General features: G+C 67.6%; 24 protein-coding genes. 10 read left to right on the top strand and 14 right to left on the bottom strand.

Translation table 11 applies throughout. From position 1 onward, the window contains the following. Window positions 1-10: 10 nt before the first annotated feature. Complete coding sequence (locus tag ABRP18_RS04220) at window positions 11-661, bottom strand: TlpA disulfide reductase family protein (protein WP_349885599.1); 651 nt, start codon at window positions 659-661, stop codon at window positions 11-13. A 63-nt stretch (window positions 662-724) separates the two neighbouring features. After that, on the bottom strand, window positions 725-1,129 hold the full coding sequence (locus ABRP18_RS04215) for a MerR family transcriptional regulator (protein WP_058630469.1): 405 nt from the start codon (window positions 1,127-1,129) through the stop codon (window positions 725-727). A gap of 55 nt (window positions 1,130-1,184) precedes the next feature. Here ABRP18_RS04215 and ABRP18_RS04210 point away from each other — a divergent pair, with 55 nt between their 5' ends. Then, a complete protein-coding gene (locus ABRP18_RS04210; RefSeq protein ID WP_349885598.1) occupies window positions 1,185-2,090 on the top strand; it encodes an NAD(P)/FAD-dependent oxidoreductase in 906 nt (301 codons plus the stop codon). Window positions 2,091-2,125: 35 nt separating this feature from the next. Here ABRP18_RS04210 and ABRP18_RS04205 read toward each other — a convergent pair whose 3' ends face one another. After that, window positions 2,126-2,755: a histidine phosphatase family protein gene (locus ABRP18_RS04205; RefSeq protein WP_113680628.1), complete on the bottom strand. Its 630-nt coding sequence runs from the start codon at window positions 2,753-2,755 to the stop codon at window positions 2,126-2,128. Window position 2,756: 1 nt separating this feature from the next. Further along, window positions 2,757-3,131 carry a DUF5684 domain-containing protein gene (locus ABRP18_RS04200; protein WP_046747313.1) on the bottom strand — a complete coding sequence of 125 codons (375 nt, stop codon included), beginning with the start codon at window positions 3,129-3,131 and terminating at the stop codon, window positions 2,757-2,759. 143 nt (window positions 3,132-3,274) lie between these two features. Between ABRP18_RS04200 and aspS the strand changes: the two genes are divergently transcribed. Then, window positions 3,275-5,053, top strand: a complete 1,779-nt coding sequence (aspS, locus tag ABRP18_RS04195; RefSeq protein WP_349885596.1) for an aspartate--tRNA ligase — start codon at window positions 3,275-3,277, stop codon at window positions 5,051-5,053. A 103-nt stretch (window positions 5,054-5,156) separates the two neighbouring features. Here aspS and ABRP18_RS04190 read toward each other — a convergent pair whose 3' ends face one another. Beyond that, the gene (locus ABRP18_RS04190) at window positions 5,157-5,942 is read right to left on the bottom strand and encodes a TSUP family transporter (protein WP_349885751.1); all 786 of its coding nucleotides are present in this window, start codon (window positions 5,940-5,942) and stop codon (window positions 5,157-5,159) included. 118 nt (window positions 5,943-6,060) lie between these two features. Between ABRP18_RS04190 and ABRP18_RS04185 the strand changes: the two genes are divergently transcribed. From ABRP18_RS04185 to ABRP18_RS04160, 6 genes are all read left to right on the top strand, one after another. Next, on the top strand, window positions 6,061-6,576 hold the full coding sequence (locus tag ABRP18_RS04185; protein WP_193762278.1) for a GNAT family N-acetyltransferase: 516 nt from the start codon (window positions 6,061-6,063) through the stop codon (window positions 6,574-6,576). Between the two features lie 136 nt (window positions 6,577-6,712). Then, window positions 6,713-7,852 (top strand): ABC transporter substrate-binding protein, encoded by a 1,140-nt coding sequence (locus ABRP18_RS04180; protein WP_061017263.1) that lies wholly within the window; start codon window positions 6,713-6,715, stop codon window positions 7,850-7,852. Further along, on the top strand, window positions 7,849-8,787 hold the full coding sequence (locus tag ABRP18_RS04175) for an ABC transporter permease (protein WP_349885595.1): 939 nt from the start codon (window positions 7,849-7,851) through the stop codon (window positions 8,785-8,787). The genes ABRP18_RS04180 and ABRP18_RS04175 overlap by 4 nt, the downstream gene beginning before the upstream one ends. Beyond that, complete coding sequence (locus ABRP18_RS04170) at window positions 8,784-9,578, top strand: ABC transporter permease subunit (protein WP_349885594.1); 795 nt, start codon at window positions 8,784-8,786, stop codon at window positions 9,576-9,578. The genes ABRP18_RS04175 and ABRP18_RS04170 overlap by 4 nt, the downstream gene beginning before the upstream one ends. After that, entirely contained in the window at window positions 9,575-10,666 is a 1,092-nt protein-coding gene (locus tag ABRP18_RS04165; RefSeq protein WP_113680954.1) for an ABC transporter ATP-binding protein, read from the top strand. The genes ABRP18_RS04170 and ABRP18_RS04165 overlap by 4 nt, the downstream gene beginning before the upstream one ends. A gap of 88 nt (window positions 10,667-10,754) precedes the next feature. Continuing rightward, a complete protein-coding gene (locus ABRP18_RS04160; protein WP_021198051.1) occupies window positions 10,755-10,934 on the top strand; it encodes a YegP family protein in 180 nt (59 codons plus the stop codon). A 98-nt stretch (window positions 10,935-11,032) separates the two neighbouring features. On the opposite strand, the gene ABRP18_RS04155 is transcribed toward ABRP18_RS04160, so the two are convergent. From ABRP18_RS04155 to ABRP18_RS04115, 9 genes are all read right to left on the bottom strand, one after another. After that, on the bottom strand, window positions 11,033-11,788 hold the full coding sequence (locus tag ABRP18_RS04155) for an amino acid ABC transporter ATP-binding protein (protein ID WP_046747307.1): 756 nt from the start codon (window positions 11,786-11,788) through the stop codon (window positions 11,033-11,035). After that, window positions 11,785-12,582, bottom strand: coding sequence for an amino acid ABC transporter permease (locus ABRP18_RS04150; protein ID WP_046747306.1), 798 nt, complete (start codon window positions 12,580-12,582; stop codon window positions 11,785-11,787). Before ABRP18_RS04150 ends, ABRP18_RS04155 begins: the two co-directional genes overlap by 4 nt. A gap of 34 nt (window positions 12,583-12,616) precedes the next feature. Next, on the bottom strand, window positions 12,617-13,435 hold the full coding sequence (locus ABRP18_RS04145; protein ID WP_046747305.1) for a basic amino acid ABC transporter substrate-binding protein: 819 nt from the start codon (window positions 13,433-13,435) through the stop codon (window positions 12,617-12,619). A gap of 172 nt (window positions 13,436-13,607) precedes the next feature. Then, window positions 13,608-13,910: a Dabb family protein gene (locus ABRP18_RS04140; protein ID WP_046747304.1), complete on the bottom strand. Its 303-nt coding sequence runs from the start codon at window positions 13,908-13,910 to the stop codon at window positions 13,608-13,610. Then, window positions 13,907-14,206 carry a glutaredoxin family protein gene (locus ABRP18_RS04135; RefSeq protein WP_046747303.1) on the bottom strand — a complete coding sequence of 100 codons (300 nt, stop codon included), beginning with the start codon at window positions 14,204-14,206 and terminating at the stop codon, window positions 13,907-13,909. Before ABRP18_RS04135 ends, ABRP18_RS04140 begins: the two co-directional genes overlap by 4 nt. Further along, window positions 14,203-14,505, bottom strand: a complete 303-nt coding sequence (locus ABRP18_RS04130) for a rhodanese-like domain-containing protein (protein ID WP_058630462.1) — start codon at window positions 14,503-14,505, stop codon at window positions 14,203-14,205. The genes ABRP18_RS04135 and ABRP18_RS04130 overlap by 4 nt, the downstream gene beginning before the upstream one ends. Before the next feature lie 78 nt (window positions 14,506-14,583). Further along, window positions 14,584-14,682: a 30S ribosomal protein bS22 gene (locus ABRP18_RS04125; RefSeq protein ID WP_003792170.1), complete on the bottom strand. Its 99-nt coding sequence runs from the start codon at window positions 14,680-14,682 to the stop codon at window positions 14,584-14,586. Between the two features lie 156 nt (window positions 14,683-14,838). After that, on the bottom strand, window positions 14,839-15,030 hold the full coding sequence (locus ABRP18_RS04120; RefSeq protein WP_017204627.1) for a helix-turn-helix domain-containing protein: 192 nt from the start codon (window positions 15,028-15,030) through the stop codon (window positions 14,839-14,841). Window positions 15,031-15,312: 282 nt separating this feature from the next. Continuing rightward, window positions 15,313-15,729, bottom strand: coding sequence for a helix-turn-helix transcriptional regulator (locus ABRP18_RS04115; RefSeq protein WP_046747430.1), 417 nt, complete (start codon window positions 15,727-15,729; stop codon window positions 15,313-15,315). Between the two features lie 107 nt (window positions 15,730-15,836). Here ABRP18_RS04115 and ABRP18_RS04110 point away from each other — a divergent pair, with 107 nt between their 5' ends. Together ABRP18_RS04110 and ABRP18_RS04105 are read left to right on the top strand one after the other, a co-directional pair. Further along, window positions 15,837-17,267 carry a TrkH family potassium uptake protein gene (locus ABRP18_RS04110; protein ID WP_046747301.1) on the top strand — a complete coding sequence of 477 codons (1,431 nt, stop codon included), beginning with the start codon at window positions 15,837-15,839 and terminating at the stop codon, window positions 17,265-17,267. After that, a complete protein-coding gene (locus tag ABRP18_RS04105; protein WP_021198064.1) occupies window positions 17,260-17,931 on the top strand; it encodes a TrkA family potassium uptake protein in 672 nt (223 codons plus the stop codon). The genes ABRP18_RS04110 and ABRP18_RS04105 overlap by 8 nt, the downstream gene beginning before the upstream one ends. The last annotated feature ends 10 nt before the right edge of the window (window positions 17,932-17,941 follow it).

The raw sequence follows: 17,941 nt of genomic DNA, 5'->3' as shown, positions 1-17,941 counted from the left end.
TCCTGCGTGCTCACGAGTCCTCCGCGAGGGCGTCCTTGACGAGCGTGGAGAGGATCGACTTGCCGTCGATCGGCCCGATGATGCGCGCCGCGACGCGCCCCTGCTTGTCGAGCACGAGCGTGGTCGGTGTCGCGGCGATCGGCGTCTCCTTCGCGAAGGCGAGCTTGGCCTGAGCGGTGTCGACGTCGATAAGGCTCGGGTACGTGACGCCGTACTCGTTCGCGAAGGCCACGGCGGTGTCGGCCTGGTCACGGGTGTTGATGCCGATGAACGCGACGTCCTGATCGCTGAAGTCCTGCCAAACGCCTTCCAGATCTGCCGCTTCGAGGCGGCACGGTGCGCAGCCGGCGTACCAGAAGTTGACGACCGTGACCTTGCCGGCGATGTCGGCGCTGTCGAACTCCTCGCCCTTCTCCGTCACGCCGCTGAACACGACGGGCTCGCCGCGCTCGGCGACGGGGATCTCGACGATCGCGCCGTCGGCTGCGACGTAGCCGGTGTTCTCGCCGTTCAGGAACGATTCGCTGACCGGATCGGGAGCGCACGCGCTCAGACCGATGGCGAGCACCGCAGCGAGCGCGGCACCGACCGCACGACGCGAACGCCGGGTGCGGGAGGAGCGGCCGCTGCGGATCTGACGGACCGTCGAATCGCTTGGCACGACTCCGAGTTTACGCAGAGGATCCTATGCGCGAGCCGGAAACGGGACCTCCTCCGACGCCCCTCAGAAGCGCGCCAGGATGTCGTCCACACCCGCCCGGAAGCGTGGACATGTGGCGATGTCGTGGGCGCGGCAGCCCATCGCGTGCTCGGTCATCTCGCGCGATCGACGCATCTCCTCCATGCGCCGATCGAGATCGTCCAGGTGCTGTTGCAGCACCTGATGCCGACCGAAACTCCCGTCATCGAGCAGCACCGCGATCTGCTCGAGCGTCATCCCTGCAGCCTTGCTGCGCTGGATCACGGCTATGCGCACGACCTCGTCCTCGCCGTAGCGCCTCCGCCCGGCGGCGTCGCGCGGAGGGGTGAGCAGCCCCACCGACTCCCAATGCCGCAGAACGTTCGTCGGCAGGTCGAAACGGGTCGCGACATCACCGACGGACCACGGATGCTCGGAACTTGACTTCATGTTGACATGAAGTCACAGACTGGCGTGGAACGCAACATCCAGAGGAAGGACCACCATGTACGACGCCATCGTGATCGGCGCAGGACCGGCAGGGCTGCAGGCCGCTCTGACCCTCGGACGGATGCACCGCTCCACGCTCCTCCTCGACTCGGGCGAGTACCGCAACGGCACCGTCCTGCACATGCACAACATGATCGGCGCGGACGGCACTCCCCCCGCCGAGTTCCGGGCGACGGCGCGAACCGAGCTCGCTGACTACGACGACGTCGAGGTCCGTGAGACCGCGGCGTCGAGTATCACGGGTGGCGAGGATGCGTTCGTGGTGGCACTCGCCGACGGCTCGGTGGTGGAAGGGCGCCGCGTCGTGCTGGCCACCGGGGTCGCCGATGATCTTCCGATCGTGCCTGGACTGCAGGAGCTGTGGGGCACGCTCGCCTTCAGCTGTCCGTTCTGCGACGGGCACGAGCACGCCGGCAAGGACATAGCGATCGTCGGCGCCGCGCCCCGCGCCGAGCACCTCATCGGGTTGCTGGGGAGGATCGTCGCGAGCATCACGGTCGTGCCGGTCGAGGAGGCGTTCACGGACGAGGACATCCGCACGCTCGAGGCGAAGGGCGCGCGGGTGAGTCGCACCCCCGTCGCCTCCGTCGAGAAGGTCGACGGCGGCGTGCTCGTCCGCACGGACGACGACGAGCGTGTGGTCGCCGGAGTCTTCATCGCCGCAGGGGCGATGCGTCAGCGGTCGCCGTTCGCCGCGCAGCTCGGACTCGGCATGCTCGAGTCCGGGTGCATCGAGATCGACGAGTTCGGACGTACCTCGCACCCCGGGGTGTTCGCCGCGGGCGACCTCGCCCACCGTGCGACCCTCCCCGGCCCGATGGCATCCGTGCTGCTGGCGGCCGCCGCGGGCCAGCTGGCCGCTGTCGGCATCATCCAGTCACTCCTGGCCGCCGAGCACTGACCCCGTTTCGAATCGCGCACGTTCGGAAGTGGGGGTCAGACCGCGCCGACGTCGACGGCACCGCCGGTCGCGGCAGGCTCGACATAGGCGACCTCTCGCCAGACGTCACCGACGCGCTCGAACGAGGTGACGCTGGACAGCGCGCAGCGTCGGGTGCGTGGGTCGTGTTGCAGCGGAAGCCCCGCGACGCGGAGGTGCGTGATCCAGATGGGCGCCTGGTGCGACACCATCACGACGTCTCCATCGGGTGTCGCATCCCACGCCTCGTCCATGACACCGAGCATCCGCTCAGCGATGGAGGAGTAGGGCTCGCCCCAGCTGGGAACCGAGGGCTGGCGCAGATGCCACCAGTTCAGGGGGTTCATCAGGGAACGGCGCATCTGCGTCCCCTCGAACACGTTCGTCGGCTCGATCAGCCGGATGTCGATCTCCGGCACGAGGTCGAACGTCGCGGCGAACGGCTCGGCCGACTCCTGGGCGCGTTCGAGAGGTGACGCGTACAGCGCGGAGACGGGACGGTCGAGCGCGGCCACATGGTCGGCCGCTGCTGCGGCCATCCCCCGGCCCGCGTCGCTCAGGTGGTAGTCGGGAAGACGTCCGTAGAGCACGCGGGCCGGATTGTGCACCTCACCGTGTCGCACGAGGTGCAGCCGGGACGCCGTCATGTCACGCCTTGCTGTAGCGCGAGTCCCCGAAGCCGAGGATCAGGTACCCGATGTACGGGAAGAGGAACAGCAGGAAGAACGAGAAGACCCCGCCCTTGCCGAAGCGTCCACCGAGCTTGAACGCGACGATGATCGCCAGGATCAGGTTCGCGACAGGGATGAGGTACAGCAGCGCGAACCAGCCGGAGAGGCCGGCGATCTTCACCAGGAAGACGAGGTTCACGAACGGGATGATGGCGAGGATTCCCGGGTACCCGGCCTTGGTGAAGACCTTCCACAGGCCGACCGCGACGAGGATGTAGAAGACGAGCGCGATCAGGCCGGTGGTACCCGAGAAGATCGACGCATAGAGATCGGAGATGCCGTTGTTGTCCACGGTGCACTCTTTCTGTGTATGAGCTGTGTCGTGGCGATCCTACTGATACGCCGTCCCGGCCGTCGGTGACCGGGCCGATGACCGGCCGACCGCCCCCGTAGAATGGGCGGGTTCCCCATTTCCCAGATCAGAAGGAATACTCCGTGCTTCGCACCCACTCGGCAGGCTCTCTGCGAGCCGAGCACATCGGTCAGACCGTCACCCTCTCGGGTTGGGTCGATCGCCGTCGTGACCACGGAGGAGTCGCTTTCATCGATCTGCGGGACGCCTCCGGCATCGCCCAGGTCGTCATCCGCGACGAGGAGATCGCGCACCCGCTTCGCAACGAGTTCGTCCTGAAGGTGACCGGCGAGGTCTCGCAGCGCCCCGAGGGCAACGCGAACCCGAACCTGCCGACCGGCGAGATCGAGCTCATCGCGACCGACGTCGAGGTGCTGAACGAGTCCGCTCCGCTCCCCTTCCAGGTCTCCACGGCTCTCGCCGACACCGAGACCGTTGGCGAGGAAGCACGCCTGAAGTACCGCTACCTCGACCTGCGCCGCCCGGCCCCGGCCGCCGCCCTGCGCCTGCGCTCGAACGTCTACAAGGCGATCCGCGACGTGCTGCACGCCGACGACTTCACCGAGGTCGAGACGCCCACCCTCACCCGCTCCACGCCGGAGGGCGCCCGTGACTTCCTGGTTCCCGCGCGCCTGAGCCCCGGCAGCTGGTACGCACTGCCCCAGTCCCCTCAGCTGTTCAAGCAGCTGCTCATGGTGGGCGGCGTCGAGAAGTACTTCCAGATCGCCCGCTGCTACCGCGACGAGGACTTCCGCGCCGACCGTCAACCGGAGTTCACGCAGCTCGACATCGAGATGAGCTTCGTCGACCAGGAGGACGTGATCGCCCTCATGGAGTCGCTCATCGTGGCGATGTGGGCGACCATCGACGTCGAGGTGCAGACCCCGCTGCCGCGCATGACCTATGCCGAGGCGATGGCCAAGTACGGCTCCGACAAGCCCGACCTGCGCTTCGGCCTCGAGCTCGTCGAGGCGACGGAGTACTTCAAGGACACCCCGTTCCGCGTCTTCCAGGCCGAGTACATCGGCGCTGTGCGCATGCCCGGCGGCGCGAGCCAGCCGCGCAAGCAGCTCGACGCCTGGCAGGACTGGGCCAAGCAGCGCGGTGCACGTGGCCTCGCCTACGTCCTGTTCAACGAGGACGGCACGCTGGGCGGCCCCGCAGCCAAGAACCTGTCGGAGGCCGAGCAGGCCGGACTCGCAGAGCTCGTCGGTGCAGAGCCGGGCGACTGCGTGTTCTTCGCCGCCGGTGACACCAAGCAGAGCCGGGCACTGCTCGGTGCAGCGCGCGTCGAGATCGGTCGCCGCCTGGGCTATCTGAACCCCGACGAGTTCGCCTTCACGTGGGTCGTCGACGCTCCCATGTTCGAGCCGGCCGCCGACGCGGTGGCCTCCGGTGACGTGGCAGTGGGCGCCGGTGCCTGGACGGCCGTGCACCACGCATTCACGGGTCCCAAGCCCGAGTTCGAGGACACGTTCGACACCGACCCCGGATCGGCCCTCGCGTACGCGTACGACATCGTGTGCAACGGCTCCGAGCTCGGCGGCGGGTCGATCCGCATCCACCGCGAAGACATCCAGAAGCGCGTGTTCGAGGTCATGGGCATCAGCGACGAGCAGGCCGACGAGCAGTTCGGCTTCCTGCTCGACGCGTTCAAGTTCGGCGCTCCGCCCCACGGTGGGATCGCACTCGGGATGGACCGCGTGCTGCAGCACCTGACCAAGACCGAGTCGATCCGCGAGGTCATCGCGTTCCCGAAGTCGGGCAACGGCTTCGACCCGCTGACCTCCGCTCCCGCTCCGATCACCGATGCGCAGCGCGCCGAGGCCGGCGTCGACTTCGAGCCCGAGGACGAAGACTGAGTCCAGCCGCCTCGCGCGAGCACAGGCACACACGCCGGATCAGGCGGTTCTGCGAAGAGCCTGCCTGATCCGGCGTTTTCTGCCTGCGGCGGCGTCGCTTCGTTCAGCCTGCGATCGATGCGAAGGCCGGGACGATGTTCTCGTTCCACACATCGACGCCGAGCTTGCCGATCAGCGCGATCACGACCACGAGGAACACGACGCGGATGAACGTGGTCCCGCGCGAGATCGCCATGCGTGATCCGAGGTAGCTTCCCGCGACGTTCGCGACCGCGAGGATGCCCCCGAGCAGCCACAGCACGGCGCCGTGCGGGATGAACAGCATCAACGCACCCGCATTCGTCGCGAGGTTGACGATCTTGGCTTTGGCGCTCGCCTGCAGGAAGTCGTAGCCGAGCAGCGCGACCAGCGTGATCACGAGGAAGGTACCGGTGCCAGGACCGATCATCCCGTCGTAGAAGCCGATCCCGAGTCCCGCTGCGCCCGCCATGACGTGGTGCTTGTGCCCATGGAAGCGCAGCTGGGTCGCCGCGCCCATCTGCGGCCGGAACGCCGTGAACAGGGCCACCGCGAGCAGAGCGATCACGATGATGGGTTTGAACGCGGCAGGGGGCAGCACGGTGGCGACAGCCGCCCCTCCGAAGGAGCCGATCAACGCGATGATCGCCATCGGCAGGGCGGTGCGCAGGTCCGGTTTGGCTCGTCGGTAATAGGTCGCACTGCTGGTGGCCGTGCCGAAGACCGAGGCGAGCTTGTTCGTCGCGAGCGCCTGCACCGGGGAGATGCCGGGGATCAGGAGCAGCGCCGGCAGCTGCAGCAGCCCTCCCCCGCCCACGACCGCATCGATCCAGCCGGCGCAGAACGCGGCGATCACCACGAGCAGCAGCATCCCCCAGGTGAGCTGCTCGAGTCCGAGCACGGCGCCGATATCCACCTCGCCATGATTCCAGAGAGTCGACGCCGCCCCCGCATCCGCCGACAGACTCATCCGCTGACAGACTGGAGCCATGCTCGAAGCCCTCCCGCTGCCCCACTCCTTCGAATCGCGCATCGGCACCGCGCTCCTGCGCCGCGCGACGGTCGACGACACGGATGCCGTGATCGCCCTCCTCGCCGACGACCCGATCAGTGCGGCACGCGGCGATGTGGCATCCGCCGAGGACCGCCCGGCCTATGAGCGCGGTCTCCGCGAGATCCTGGCCGACCCGTCGAACGACCTGCTCGTGGTCGAGCTCGACGGTGCGGTGGTCGGCACGTTGCAGCTCACCTCGATCCCGGGGATGGCGCGTCGCGGTGCACGGCGGCTGCTGGTCGAGGCAGTACGGGTGCAGAGCAGTCTGCGCTCGTCGGGCATCGGTTCCGCCGTGATGCGCTGGGTCGGAGAGGTCGCCGCCCCAGCCGTCGACGCATCGATGGTGCAGCTCACCTCCGACGCCGCCCGCGTCGATGCCCACCGCTTCTACGAGCGGCTCGGCTACGTCGGCTCGCATCGAGGCTTCAAGTACACGGTTTCCCGGAGCTGAAGCCCCGGCGGCCCCGACCGGACAGCACCCAGCCACCATCCGTTCACCTGACCCGCGACGGGCGGCAACCTCCGCCTCATAGTGTCCTCTCGCAACCCGACACCGGCTCACAGCGCCGGACACCGAGAGGACACTCATGGCTCGCTTCACCCGCCGCGCGCGCATCGGCGCCGGCATCGCCCTGGCCACCACGGCCGCACTCGCGCTCACCGCCTGCTCCGGAGCAGCGGACGCCACCGGTGGCGGCAGCTCCGACGTCGACGCCTCTGCTGCGACCTCGGTCGCCGACTTCGGCACGTTCGCCGACCTCGAGGCCGCGGCCAAGGCCGAGGGTTCACTCAACGTCATCGCGCTGCCCCGCGACTGGGCGAACTACGGCGAGATCCTCGACCTCTTCGCCGAGAAGTACCCCGAGATCACGATCAACGAAGCCTCCCCCGATGTCTCCAGCGCCGAGGAGATCCAGGCCGCCAAGACGAACGAGGGTCTCGACACCGCACCCGACGTCTTCGACATCGGCCTCACGGTCGCCCTGCAGAACACCGATGTGTTCGCTCCCTACAAGGTGCAGACGTGGGACGACATCCCGGACGAGCTGAAGGAGCCCACCGGCCTCTTCGTGGGCGACTACGGCGGGTACATGTCGATCGGCTACGACTCGTCGAAGTTCGACGCTCCCGCCGAGCTTTCCGACCTGCTCTCCGCCGACTACAAGGGCGCCGTCGCCATCAACGGCGACCCGACGCAGGCGGGGGCCGCATTCGCCGCCGTCGGTCTCGCGACCGTGCAGTCCGACGGCACGCTGGACGACTTCCAGCCGGGCATCGACTTCTTCTCCGAGCTGCAGAAGGCCGGAAACCTGCTCAAGGTCGACGTGACCACCGCGACCATCGCGAGCGGCGAGACCCCGGTCGTCTTCGACTGGGACTACCTGAACGCCTCGCACACGGCCGACAACAAGGACTGGAAGGTCGTCGTGTTCGACGGCACCGGTTACGCCGGGTACTACAACCAGGCCATCAACGCCGACGCCCCGCACCCGGCGGCTGCCCGCCTGTGGCAGGAGTTCCTCTACAGCGACGAGGTGCAGAACCTGTGGCTGAAGGGCGGCGCCCGTCCGGTGCGGATGGAGGCCATGACCGACGCCGGCACGATCGACGCAGACCTCGCCGCCGCGCTCCCCGAGGCTCCGGAGGAGACCGTCGTCCCGACCGAGGAGCAGTCGACGAACGCCGGCACGCTGCTCGGCGAGAAGTGGGCCGCGGCGGTCCAGTGACCACCCTCACCGCAACGGGGGCGGATGCTGCGGCGTCCGCCCCCGCAACCACCGCCGGGCCCTCGCAGCACGCGAGGGCCCGGCGGTCCGCTCCGTCCCTCGCCTGGCTCGGGCTCGTCCCCTTCGCCGCCTATGTCGTGCTCTTCCTCGCGGTGCCGACGATCCTGGCCATCGGCTCCGGCTTCTTCACCAAAGACGGCTCCTTCACCTGGACGAACATGTCGGCCCTCGTCGACCCGGTCGTGCTCGACACCTTCGCCAACTCGGCCGGCCTCTCGTTGCTCACCGCCGTGGTCGGGGCGCTCGTCGGCGCCCTCGTCTGCTATGCGCTCCTCGGCATGGACCCCGAAGGCCGCACCCGCTCGGCCGTGGATGCCGCCGCGGGTGTGCTCGCGCAGTTCGGCGGCGTCATGCTCGCCTTCGCCTTCATCGCGACCATCGGCATCCAGGGCGTCGTCACCGTGTTCCTGAAGGACACCTTCGGCGTGAACATCTTCGAGAACGGCACCTGGCTCTACGAGCTGCCCGGCCTCGTACTCCCCTACTTCTACTTCCAGATCCCCCTCATGGTCATCACCTTCATGCCGGCCCTCGCGGCACTCAAGCCGCAGTGGGCCGAAGCCAACCTCACTCTCGGCGGTACCCGCGCGAGCTCCTGGCTGCGCATCGGCATCCCCGTGCTCGCGCCCTCGTTCCTCGCCAGCCTGCTGCTGCTGTTCGCGAACGCGTTCTCGTCGTACGCCACCGCCGCCGCTCTCGCCAGCCAGGGTGCCCAGATCGTGCCGCTGCAGATCCGCACGGCGCTCACGAGCGAGACGGTGCTCGGTCGGGAGAACCTCGCCGGCGCGCTTGCGCTCGGCATGATCGTGATCGTCGGAGTCGTGATGGCCCTGTACTCCCTCGTGCAGCGACGCGCGGCGAGGTGGCAGTCGTGAACCGGCTCGGCCCCTCCCGCACGACCCGGTGGGTGATCGGCGTCCTCGTGGGTGCGTTCTTCGCGGTGCCCCTGGTGTCGACGTTCCTCTTCACACTGCGCGACCCCGCCGACGGACTCTCCTTCGCCCGCTGGATCGCGTTGTTCGACCCGGCGGCCGCAGCCACCCTCAAGCCGATCTGGACCGGTCTCGGCAACTCGCTGGTACTCGCCGTGGTGACTGTCGCCATCGTGCTGCTGCTGCTCGCCCCGACCATGATCCTGGTGAACCTGCGCTTCCCGAAGCTCAAGCCCGCCTTCGAGTTCGCGGTGCTGCTGCCCATCTCGATCCCCGCCATCGTGCTCGTGGTCGGCCTCGCACCGATCTACCTCCAGATCGGGCGAGCCCTCGGCACGGGCACCTGGACTCTCGCCTTCGCCTACGGGATCACCGTGCTGCCGTTCGCGTTCCGCTCCATCCAGGCGTCGATCGATGCGGCCGATCTCCGGACGCTCTCGGAAGCCGCGCGGTCCCTCGGCGCGAGCTGGCCGACCGTGGTGCTGAAGGTGCTCGCCCCGAACCTCCGACAGGGGCTGCTTGCCGCGTCCCTCATCTCCATCGCCGTGGTGCTCGGAGAGTTCACGATCGCCTCGCTCCTGAACCGCCAGGTGTTCCAGACGGCCATGGTCGTGGTGAACAAACAGGACCCCTACGCGCCGGCCATCTTCACGCTGCTCGCGCTGGTGTTCGTCTTCCTCCTGCTCCTCGTCATCGGCCGCGTCGCCCGCGGCACCGGAAAGGCCCGCTCATGACCGTCGACCACGCGCTGCCGCGCACCAAGGACAATCTGCTGCTCGCCGAGGCGGGCGAAGGCACCCGTGTCGAGCTGCGGGGCATCGTCAAGAGCTACGCGGGCAACCGGGTGCTCCACGGGGTCGACCTCGACATCGCCCCCGGCGAGTTCGTCTCACTCCTCGGGCCCTCCGGGTGCGGCAAGACCACGTTGCTGCGTGTGCTCGCCGGTCTCGAAGGCGCAGACGAAGGCGCCGTGCTGCTGGGTGGCGGCGATGTGTCGCGAGTGCCCACGAACAAGCGCGACATCGGCATGGTCTTCCAGTCGTACTCGCTCTTCCCGCACCTACGGGTGGCCGAGAACACCGCATTCGGCTTGCGGCGACGCGGCGTCGGCAAGGCGGAGGCCTCACGGCGCGCGGTCGACGCCCTCGCCCTGGTCGGCCTCGCCGACTTCGCGGATCGGTTCCCCCACCAGCTCTCCGGCGGCCAGCAGCAGCGCGTGGCACTCGCACGAGCGCTGGTGACCGAACCCAAGGTGCTGCTGCTCGACGAACCGCTCTCGGCGCTCGATGCGAAGGTGCGCGTGCAGCTGCGCGACGAGATCCGCCGCATCCAGCTGCGACTCGGCATCACCACCGTCTTCGTGACCCATGACCAGGAAGAGGCTCTGGCCGTCTCGGATCGGATCGCGGTGATGAACGCCGGCCGTATCGAGCAGATCGGGTCTCCCGAGCAGCTCTACACGATGCCCTCGACCGCCGGAGTGGCCGCGTTCGTGGGGCTGTCGAGCGTCGTGTCGGGCGTCGCCGAGGGCGATCACGTCATGGTGTGGGGGCAGCGACTCCCCCTGCAGTCGCGGGCAGACGGTCCGGTCGACGTGTACCTGCGGCCGGAGAACGTCTACTTCGCGTCGGAGGCCGACGCCGCAGCCGAGGCCCTGGTCGAGGAGAGCACCTTCCTCGGCAGCATGCGTCGCACGCTCGTGCGCACCGAGTCCGGCGAACTCGTCCGGGTGCAGCATGCGCCAGGAACTCATCCGGCCTTCGGCGACCGGGTGCGCATCGCGATCGCCGCGGAGCCCGTGGCCGTGCATCCGCGCGGCTGACTCACCGCTCTTCCCCTGACATACCCCGGGCGCTAGCGTGAGGGCCGAGGGGCGGGGTTCCCTCCATCCGAGAGAGAAAGGACGCCTCATGGCAGGCAAGTTCGAGCTGTACACCGACAAGTCCGGCGAGTACCGGTTCCGCCTGAAGGCCGGCAACGGCGAGGTCATCGCCATCAGCGAGGGCTACTCGTCGAAGTCCGCCGCTCTGAACGGCATCGACTCCGTGCGCCGCAACGCCGCGGACGCCGAGGTCGTCGAAGCCGACTGAGCTCGAGACCCACGTTTCACGCCGAGACCCCCTGTTGCAGACGTCTGCAACAGGGGGTCTCGGCGATTGCGATGGGTCTCGGCGAACCGGATCTCGTGTCAGAGCACGCGGGAGAGGAAGTCCTTCGTGCGCTGATGCTGCGGGTTGCCGAGCACCTCACGCGGGTCGCCCTCTTCGACGATGTAGCCGCCGTCCATGAAGATGAGCCGGGATCCGACTTCGCGGGCGAAGCCCATCTCGTGCGTGACGACGAGCATCGTCATCCCCTCGTCGGCCAGCGAGCGCATGACCTGCAGCACCTCGCCGACCAGTTCGGGGTCGAGTGCCGATGTGGGCTCGTCGAACAGCATCATGTCGGGGTTCATGCACAGCGCCCTGGCGATCGCCACGCGCTGCTGCTGCCCTCCCGAGAGGTGCCCCGGGTAGGCGTCGGCCTTCTCCGCCAGACCGACCCGCGTGAGCATGGCATGGGCGATCAGCTCGGCTTCCTTCTTCGACCGCTTCTTCACGCGCTGCTGAGCGATCGTGAGATTGCCGAGCACGCTGAGGTGCGGGAAGAGGTTGAAGCTCTGGAAGACCATTCCGATGCGGGTGCGCACGCGGTCGATGTCGACGTCGGGGTCGGTGATGTCGATCCCCTCGATGAGCACCTTGCCGCCGGTCGGCTCCTCGAGCAGGTTCACCGAGCGCAGCAGCGTCGACTTCCCCGATCCCGAAGGTCCGATCACGCACACGACCTCTCCCTTGGTGACGGTGAGGTCGATGCCCTTGAGCACCTCGTTGTCGCCGAACGACTTCACGAGCCCCTGCACATCGATCGCGGGGGCGTGGACATCAATCAGGTCGGTGATCATCGCTGCCTCGACATCCGTCGCTCCAGCCACGCGCTGAAGCGCGTGAGCGGGATCGTCACGATCAGGTACAGGATCGCCGCCATGATCAACGGCGTTCCGTTCGCGTTCTGCGTGCTCGCATCGCGGGCGAACGTGGTGAGCTCCTTCGACCAGATGAAGGAACCCGCCACGAACAGCAGCGACGTATCCTTCAGCAGCAGCACGAACTCGTTGGTCAGGGGCGGGATGATGATCCGGAACCCCTGCGGCACGATGATCCAGAACGTCGTCTTCATGGGCGACATGCCGAGCGAGCGGGCCGCCTCGGTCTGCCCCTTCGGAACGGCCTGGATACCCGCGCGGATCGTCTCGGCCATGTAGGCCGAGGCGACCAGGACGAGACCGATGAGCCCGAGCACGACCGGCCCACCGAGCTTCGTCCCAGGCACGCCCAGGGCGATCGGCAGGATGAAGGCGATGCCGAAGATCGTGAGGATCGCCGGCAGACCACGGAACAGCTCGATCCAGACCGTCGCGATCCAGCGGAACGGCGCGATGGTCGACAGTTTCATCAGCGCCAGCACGACGCCGAGGACCAGGCCGCCGGCGAAAGCGACGGCCGTGAACCATAGCGTGTTGACCAGGGCCGTGGTGATGATCCCGGGGAACATCTTCGCCGCGACTTCAGGATTGAAGAACAGCGGTCCGATCTTCGCCCAGTCGGTGCTCACGATCGCCCAGACGGCGATCGCGATCAGCACGACGTAGACCGTGTAGCGATACAGCTTGCTCTTGGTGGTACGCCTCAACGCCATCGTCGAGGTCCTCCCGCTCTACCGATCCCGCCGGTCACTTGGCCGCGAGGTACTCGTCGTAGATCTTCTGGTAGCCGCCGTCGTCCTGGAGCTCCTTGAGCGCCTTGTTGACCGCATCGCGCAGCTCGTCCTTCTCACCCTTGGCGAAGGCGAACCCGTACGACTCGTCGGTCGGGTACGTCTCGACGATCTTGTAGTCGGGGTCGTCCTGCTCGTGCACGTAGTTGACGGGCTGGTCCTGCAGGATCGCGTCGATCTGCCCCGCCTGCATGGCGGGCCACAGCTCGCCATCCGAGGGGTACTGCACGAGCTGCGCGCCCGGTGCGTTCTCGCCCGCGTAGGTCTCGCCGGTGGTGCCCTGCTGCACGCCGACGTTCTTCCCGTCGAGGTCATCGATGGACTTGATGTCGGAGTCGGCGCGCACCAGCAGCGACTGCAACGAGTCGACGTACGGGTCGGAGAAGTCGATGTTCGCCTTGCGCTCATCCGTGATCGTCATCGCCGAAGCGCCGATGTCGCACGTGCCCGCCGCGAGAGTCGTGCCCGACTGCAGGGCGTCGAAGCCCACGTCCTGCACGGAGAGCTTCAGGTCGATCTTCTCGGCGATCGCACTGAGCAGGTCGATGTCGAAGCCCGAGTAGCCGGTCTCGCTGGAGGGGTCCTCGACCTCGAACGGCGGGTAGGGGACGTCGGAGCACACGGTGAGGGTTCCGGCCTCGACGAGGCCGTACTTGTCGTCGGCGGCGGGAGCGTCACTGCTGCCCGCGTCGGACGATCCGGTGGCGCAGCCGGCGAGCGCGAGGGTGGCCGTCGCCACGAGGGCGAGACCGGCGATGAGGTTGCGACGAGGCATGTCGGCTCCTGTGAGTCGAGGGCACGGAGGCCCGCTGACGGGTAGGAGTTCATCTAAACATGCGGCTCGTCGCGTGACCAATGACATCCACGTCCGCGCACATTACGTTTGTGTTGCGAGTAGGCCCCGATCACACGTGGAAACCGAGTTCCCGAGCCGGCGCGACGCGGTCTCAGACCTCGAAGTCGACGGCGACTCGGGAGGCGACCACCGAGCGGATGTACGTGGCGACCTCGGCGTGCGCGGGATGCACCTGATACTCGTCGATCGCTTCGACCGACGCGAAGTCCGCGACGAGCGTGACGTCCCAGTTCGCCTCCGGGTAGGCGACGTTGGCCCCTGCCGAGATGGTGAGCAGCTGCGGCACGACGCCGTCGAGCGCGTTGAGGCGGCGGGCGACTTCCGCAGCCTGCGCCGCGCGCTCGGCAGCATCTTCGGAAGCGAGCTTCCAGGTCACGACGTGGCGGATCGTCATAGCGCTTCCTTCACTCCGGTCTTCGCCGCCCCGTCACGGAGAGCGCCCTCGAGCGCCTCACGCAGTCGATCGGGTGCCACGCGCCAGTGCGCATGCAGCTCGCCGTCGATCAGGACCACGGGGATCTTCTCCCACCACAGCTCGTACAGTGCGGGGTCGTCCTGGATCGACGCCTCGACGATCTCGATCTGCTCGGCTGCGGCGTCTGGCAGTTCGGCGACCACGGCGTCGATGACGTCGGAGGCGACGTCGCACAGGTGGCAGTCGGGCTTGCCGATCAGAGTCAGCGTGGTCACGCCGACGGCACCTCGACCGCGCGGCCCTGGGCGATCCACTCGCCGGTCCCGCCCTCGACGTTCGTGGCGTCGTAGCCGCGCGACTCGAGCGCCTCGACCACACGCGCCGATCGACCGCCGGCCTGGCAGATGACGTCGAACGCCTCGCTCGGCAGCTCCTCGAGACGGTTGCCGATCTCCGACATGGGGATGTTGACGGCGCCGGGGACGTGTCCCGCGGCGAACTCGTCCACTTCCCGTACATCGATGAGCGGGGTACCGGTGCGCTCGGCGAGCTCGGTGACGGTGATCGACTTCATGACAACCTCTCGGCAGGACGGAGATGGGGCCGGAGACACAAAGCGCCCGTCCGAAGACAGGCGCTCGTGTCTGGTCGCTTACTTCTTGTTGCGACGCTGGTGGCGAGTCTTGCGAAGCAGCTTGCGGTGCTTCTTCTTCGCCATGCGCTTGCGGCGCTTCTTGATGACAGAACCCACGGAAACCTCACTAAGTCAGTGGCTGGGTGTCTCCGAAATCGGACACCCGGGTACGGGCACGGAAAATGCCTCGGGTCAGTCTAGCAAACCCGAAGGCGTGGGCTGTCACACGCGCCTTCCGCCCGAGGGCGGCCGAGCATGGGACAGCCTGCGACGTCAACCGACGTCGGCGATGGGTCGCTGCAGCGCATCGGCCACAGCGGACTCCGGAACACGATAGCTGCGGCCGAAACGGACGGCGGGCAGCTCCCCAGCATGAACCAGCCGGTACACGGTCATCTTGGACACGCGCATCAGCTCGGCGACCTCAGCAACCGTGAGGAATCGGACGTCAGGAACCTCGGGCATCCCACGTACCCCTTTCTCGATGTGCACACTCTATGTGGTAGCTGGGACACGTGTAAACCTCTGTGACCCGTGTGATCAGTGAGGCATCGCGGGACTCTGTGAGGCGCCCAGCCGGCGCATAGGCATTCTGCGGGCTTCGCTCAATCGCGACTGGCAGAGTCATCGCAGGTCTCGTGCGGCACCGCCGAGTCCGCCCCCCGGGTGTGGGGACCCGCACCTCTCCCCTGACGGCAAGCCCCCCCGTGTCGTCAGGGGAGAGTCGTTGCGGGGATCGCCCGAACGTCAGGCGCCGAGGCGCTTGAGGGCCGACGCGACCACGTGCTTCGCGGATGCCGCCGCGCGTCCGACGACCTCGGCCGCGTGGGCGGCGCTGTCGGGAAGCGAGGCACCCGGGTATGCGATGTCGGGCGCACCATCTCCGAAGGCATCCACCAGGAACGGCACCAGCCAGTCGTCGACGACCTCGAGCGGCTCGACCGCGAGGCTGTAGAAGCGACGCTGTCCGTCCTCGCGCACGGTGACGAGTTCGGCATCGCGGAGCACCTTGAGGTGCTTCGACACGGTGGGCTGGCTGATACCCAGATCGGCGACGATCTGGCTGACGCTGGTGCCGGTCTCTCCTTCGGTCGTGCGCCGCAGCAGGAGCTGGAGGATGTCTCGCCTCGTACCGTCTGCGATCACGTCGAAGATGTCCGTCATGAGTTCAGGGTAGTCGTCCCCGGCACGGAGTACCATGACGAAGGCTCGGCGACAGGCGCCGTGCCGCCGCCCGAGGCAGGGCGTGCGACGACACACAGGGGGCAGCGATGTCGGGCATCGTTTCGGCGTCGTCCCCGCGCGAGAGCCTGAAGAGCGCAGCCGGCTGGGTCAAGCACCTCGTGACGTCATCGCCGTCGCGCTTCGCGATCGTGATCTTCGCTCTGCTGATCCTCGTCTTCACGGTGCTGCTCTCCCTGCCCATCGCCTCCGCGTCCGGCAGGGTCACCCCCCTCAGCGATGCGCTGTTCACCGCCGTCTCCACCATCTGCGTGACGGGACTCGCCACCGTCGACATGGCCAACTACTGGTCGCCCTTCGGACACGTGCTGATCTTCCTCGGCGTGAACATCGGCGCGCTTGGGGTGCTGACCCTCGCATCGCTCATGGGAATGCTGATCTCGAAGCGTCTCGGTCTGCGAGCCAAGCTGATGGCGGCAGGCGACACGAACCCGATGCGCGCGCACGGCGGTGTCGTCAACGAGAGCCAGACCGTGCGACTCGGCGAGGTCGGCCAGCTGCTCACCACGGTCGCCGTCTCGGCGCTGATCATCGAGGCGTCGCTCGCGATCCTCCTCTACCCCGCCCTCGTGATGGCCAAGGTCGACCCGATCGCGGCGCTCTGGGAGGCGCCCTACTTCGCGGCGATGGCGTTCACGAACACCGGATTCGCGCCGAACGACGGCGGCGTCGCCGTCTTCGCCGACGACTACCTGGTGCTCTCGCTCCTGATGGTCGGCGTCTTCCTCGGCAGCATCGGCTTCCCGGTCATCTACACCCTCGCCAAGCATGTCTGGCATGTGAAGCGCTGGTCCCTGCACTCCAAGCTCACCATCGTCACCACCGTCCTGCTCTTCATCCTGGGTGCGGCCGTCTTCGTGATCCTCGAGTTCAACAACCCGAAGACCTTCGGCTCGATGGATGCCACCGACACCACGTTCCAAGCCTTCTTCCTGTCGGCGATGACACGCTCCGGCGGCTTCAACGTGATCGAGATGGACGACCTGAACGGCTCGTCCCTGCTCGCGGCGAGCATGCTCATGTTCGTCGGCGGCGGCTCCGCCTCGACCGCGGGCGGGATCAAGGTGACCACCCTCGCCGTCCTCGCCATCGCCGTCTGGTCCGAGGCCAAGGGACGCCAGTCCGTCGAAGCCTTCGGTCGCCGCATCCCCAGCGACGTGCAGCGCGTCGCCCTCAGCGTCGTCGCGTGGGGAGCGACGATCGTCGCGCTGTCGACCATCGTGATCGCGCAGATCACCAAGGCCGACATCAGTCACGTGCTCTTCGATGTGATCTCCGCGTTCGGTACCGTCGGTCTCTCGACAGGCCTCACCGGCGAGCTGCCGGATTCCGCCTCCTACGTCATGGCCGCGACGATCTTCATGGGCCGCGTTGGTACAGTGACTCTCGCCGCGGCGGTCGCCGCGACATCGCGAACGCAGTACTACTCACTGCCCGTGGAAAGGCCGATCGTTGGTTGAAGTCCTCCGGGGCGACGCTCCCGTCCTCGTCATCGGCCTCGGCCGGTTCGGTGCCGCCTGCGCCGGTGAGCTCGACCGCCTCGACCGCGAGGTGCTCGCGATCGACGACAACCTCGAGCTCGTGCAGAAGTGGTCCGACCGCGTCACGCACACCGTCCAGGCCGACGCCAAGAACATCGACGCCCTGCGGCAGATCGGTGCGCAGGACTTCCAGGTGGCCGTCGTGGCCGTCGGCTCCTCCATCGAGGCTTCGGTGCTCATCACGGCGAACCTCGTCGACCTCAAGGTCCCGCAGATCTGGGCCAAGGCGGTCTCGCAGTCGCACGGCAAGATCCTGGCGCGCGTCGGCGCCAACCACGTCATCTACCCCGAGCGCGAGGCCGGCGAGCGCGTCGCGCACCTCGTCTCCGGGCGCATGCTCGATTTCATCCGCTTCGACGACGACTTCGTGCTCGCCAAGATGTACCCGCCGAAGTTCATCCGCGGCGTCGGCCTGAACGAGTCCGGCGTGCGCTCGAAGTACAAGGTGACCGTCGTGGGCGTGAAGAGCCCGGGCAAGCCGTTCCGCTACGCCGAGGCGAACACCATCGTGACCAACCACGACCTGATCATCGTGTCCGGTACGAACAGCGACATCGAGCGGTTCGCCGGCCTCGACCGCTGACGTCTCCCTC

Source organism: Microbacterium sp. WHRI 7836 (assembly GCF_040223885.2).
In the GTDB taxonomy this organism is placed as follows: Bacteria; Actinomycetota; Actinomycetes; order Actinomycetales; family Microbacteriaceae; genus Microbacterium; species Microbacterium oxydans.
This window is presented reverse-complemented; position numbering and strand designations above follow the sequence as displayed.

Coding starts and splice junctions, on each gene's coding strand:
- ABRP18_RS04215 (WP_058630469.1), bottom strand. CDS start 1,129: ATGAAGTCAAGTTCCGAGCATCCGTGGTCCGTCGGTGATGTCGCGACC.
- ABRP18_RS04210 (WP_349885598.1), top strand. CDS start 1,185: ATGTACGACGCCATCGTGATCGGCGCAGGACCGGCAGGGCTGCAGGCC.
- ABRP18_RS04205 (WP_113680628.1), bottom strand. CDS start 2,755: ATGACGGCGTCCCGGCTGCACCTCGTGCGACACGGTGAGGTGCACAAT.
- ABRP18_RS04190 (WP_349885751.1), bottom strand. CDS start 5,942: ATGCTGCTGCTCGTGGTGATCGCCGCGTTCTGCGCCGGCTGGATCGAT.
- ABRP18_RS04185 (WP_193762278.1), top strand. CDS start 6,061: ATGCTCGAAGCCCTCCCGCTGCCCCACTCCTTCGAATCGCGCATCGGC.
- ABRP18_RS04180 (WP_061017263.1), top strand. CDS start 6,713: ATGGCTCGCTTCACCCGCCGCGCGCGCATCGGCGCCGGCATCGCCCTG.
- ABRP18_RS04165 (WP_113680954.1), top strand. CDS start 9,575: ATGACCGTCGACCACGCGCTGCCGCGCACCAAGGACAATCTGCTGCTC.
- ABRP18_RS04160 (WP_021198051.1), top strand. CDS start 10,755: ATGGCAGGCAAGTTCGAGCTGTACACCGACAAGTCCGGCGAGTACCGG.
- ABRP18_RS04155 (WP_046747307.1), bottom strand. CDS start 11,788: ATGATCACCGACCTGATTGATGTCCACGCCCCCGCGATCGATGTGCAG.
- ABRP18_RS04150 (WP_046747306.1), bottom strand. CDS start 12,582: ATGGCGTTGAGGCGTACCACCAAGAGCAAGCTGTATCGCTACACGGTC.
- ABRP18_RS04145 (WP_046747305.1), bottom strand. CDS start 13,435: ATGCCTCGTCGCAACCTCATCGCCGGTCTCGCCCTCGTGGCGACGGCC.
- ABRP18_RS04140 (WP_046747304.1), bottom strand. CDS start 13,910: ATGACGATCCGCCACGTCGTGACCTGGAAGCTCGCTTCCGAAGATGCT.
- ABRP18_RS04130 (WP_058630462.1), bottom strand. CDS start 14,505: ATGAAGTCGATCACCGTCACCGAGCTCGCCGAGCGCACCGGTACCCCG.
- ABRP18_RS04120 (WP_017204627.1), bottom strand. CDS start 15,030: ATGCCCGAGGTTCCTGACGTCCGATTCCTCACGGTTGCTGAGGTCGCC.
- ABRP18_RS04115 (WP_046747430.1), bottom strand. CDS start 15,729: ATGACGGACATCTTCGACGTGATCGCAGACGGTACGAGGCGAGACATC.
- ABRP18_RS04110 (WP_046747301.1), top strand. CDS start 15,837: ATGTCGGGCATCGTTTCGGCGTCGTCCCCGCGCGAGAGCCTGAAGAGC.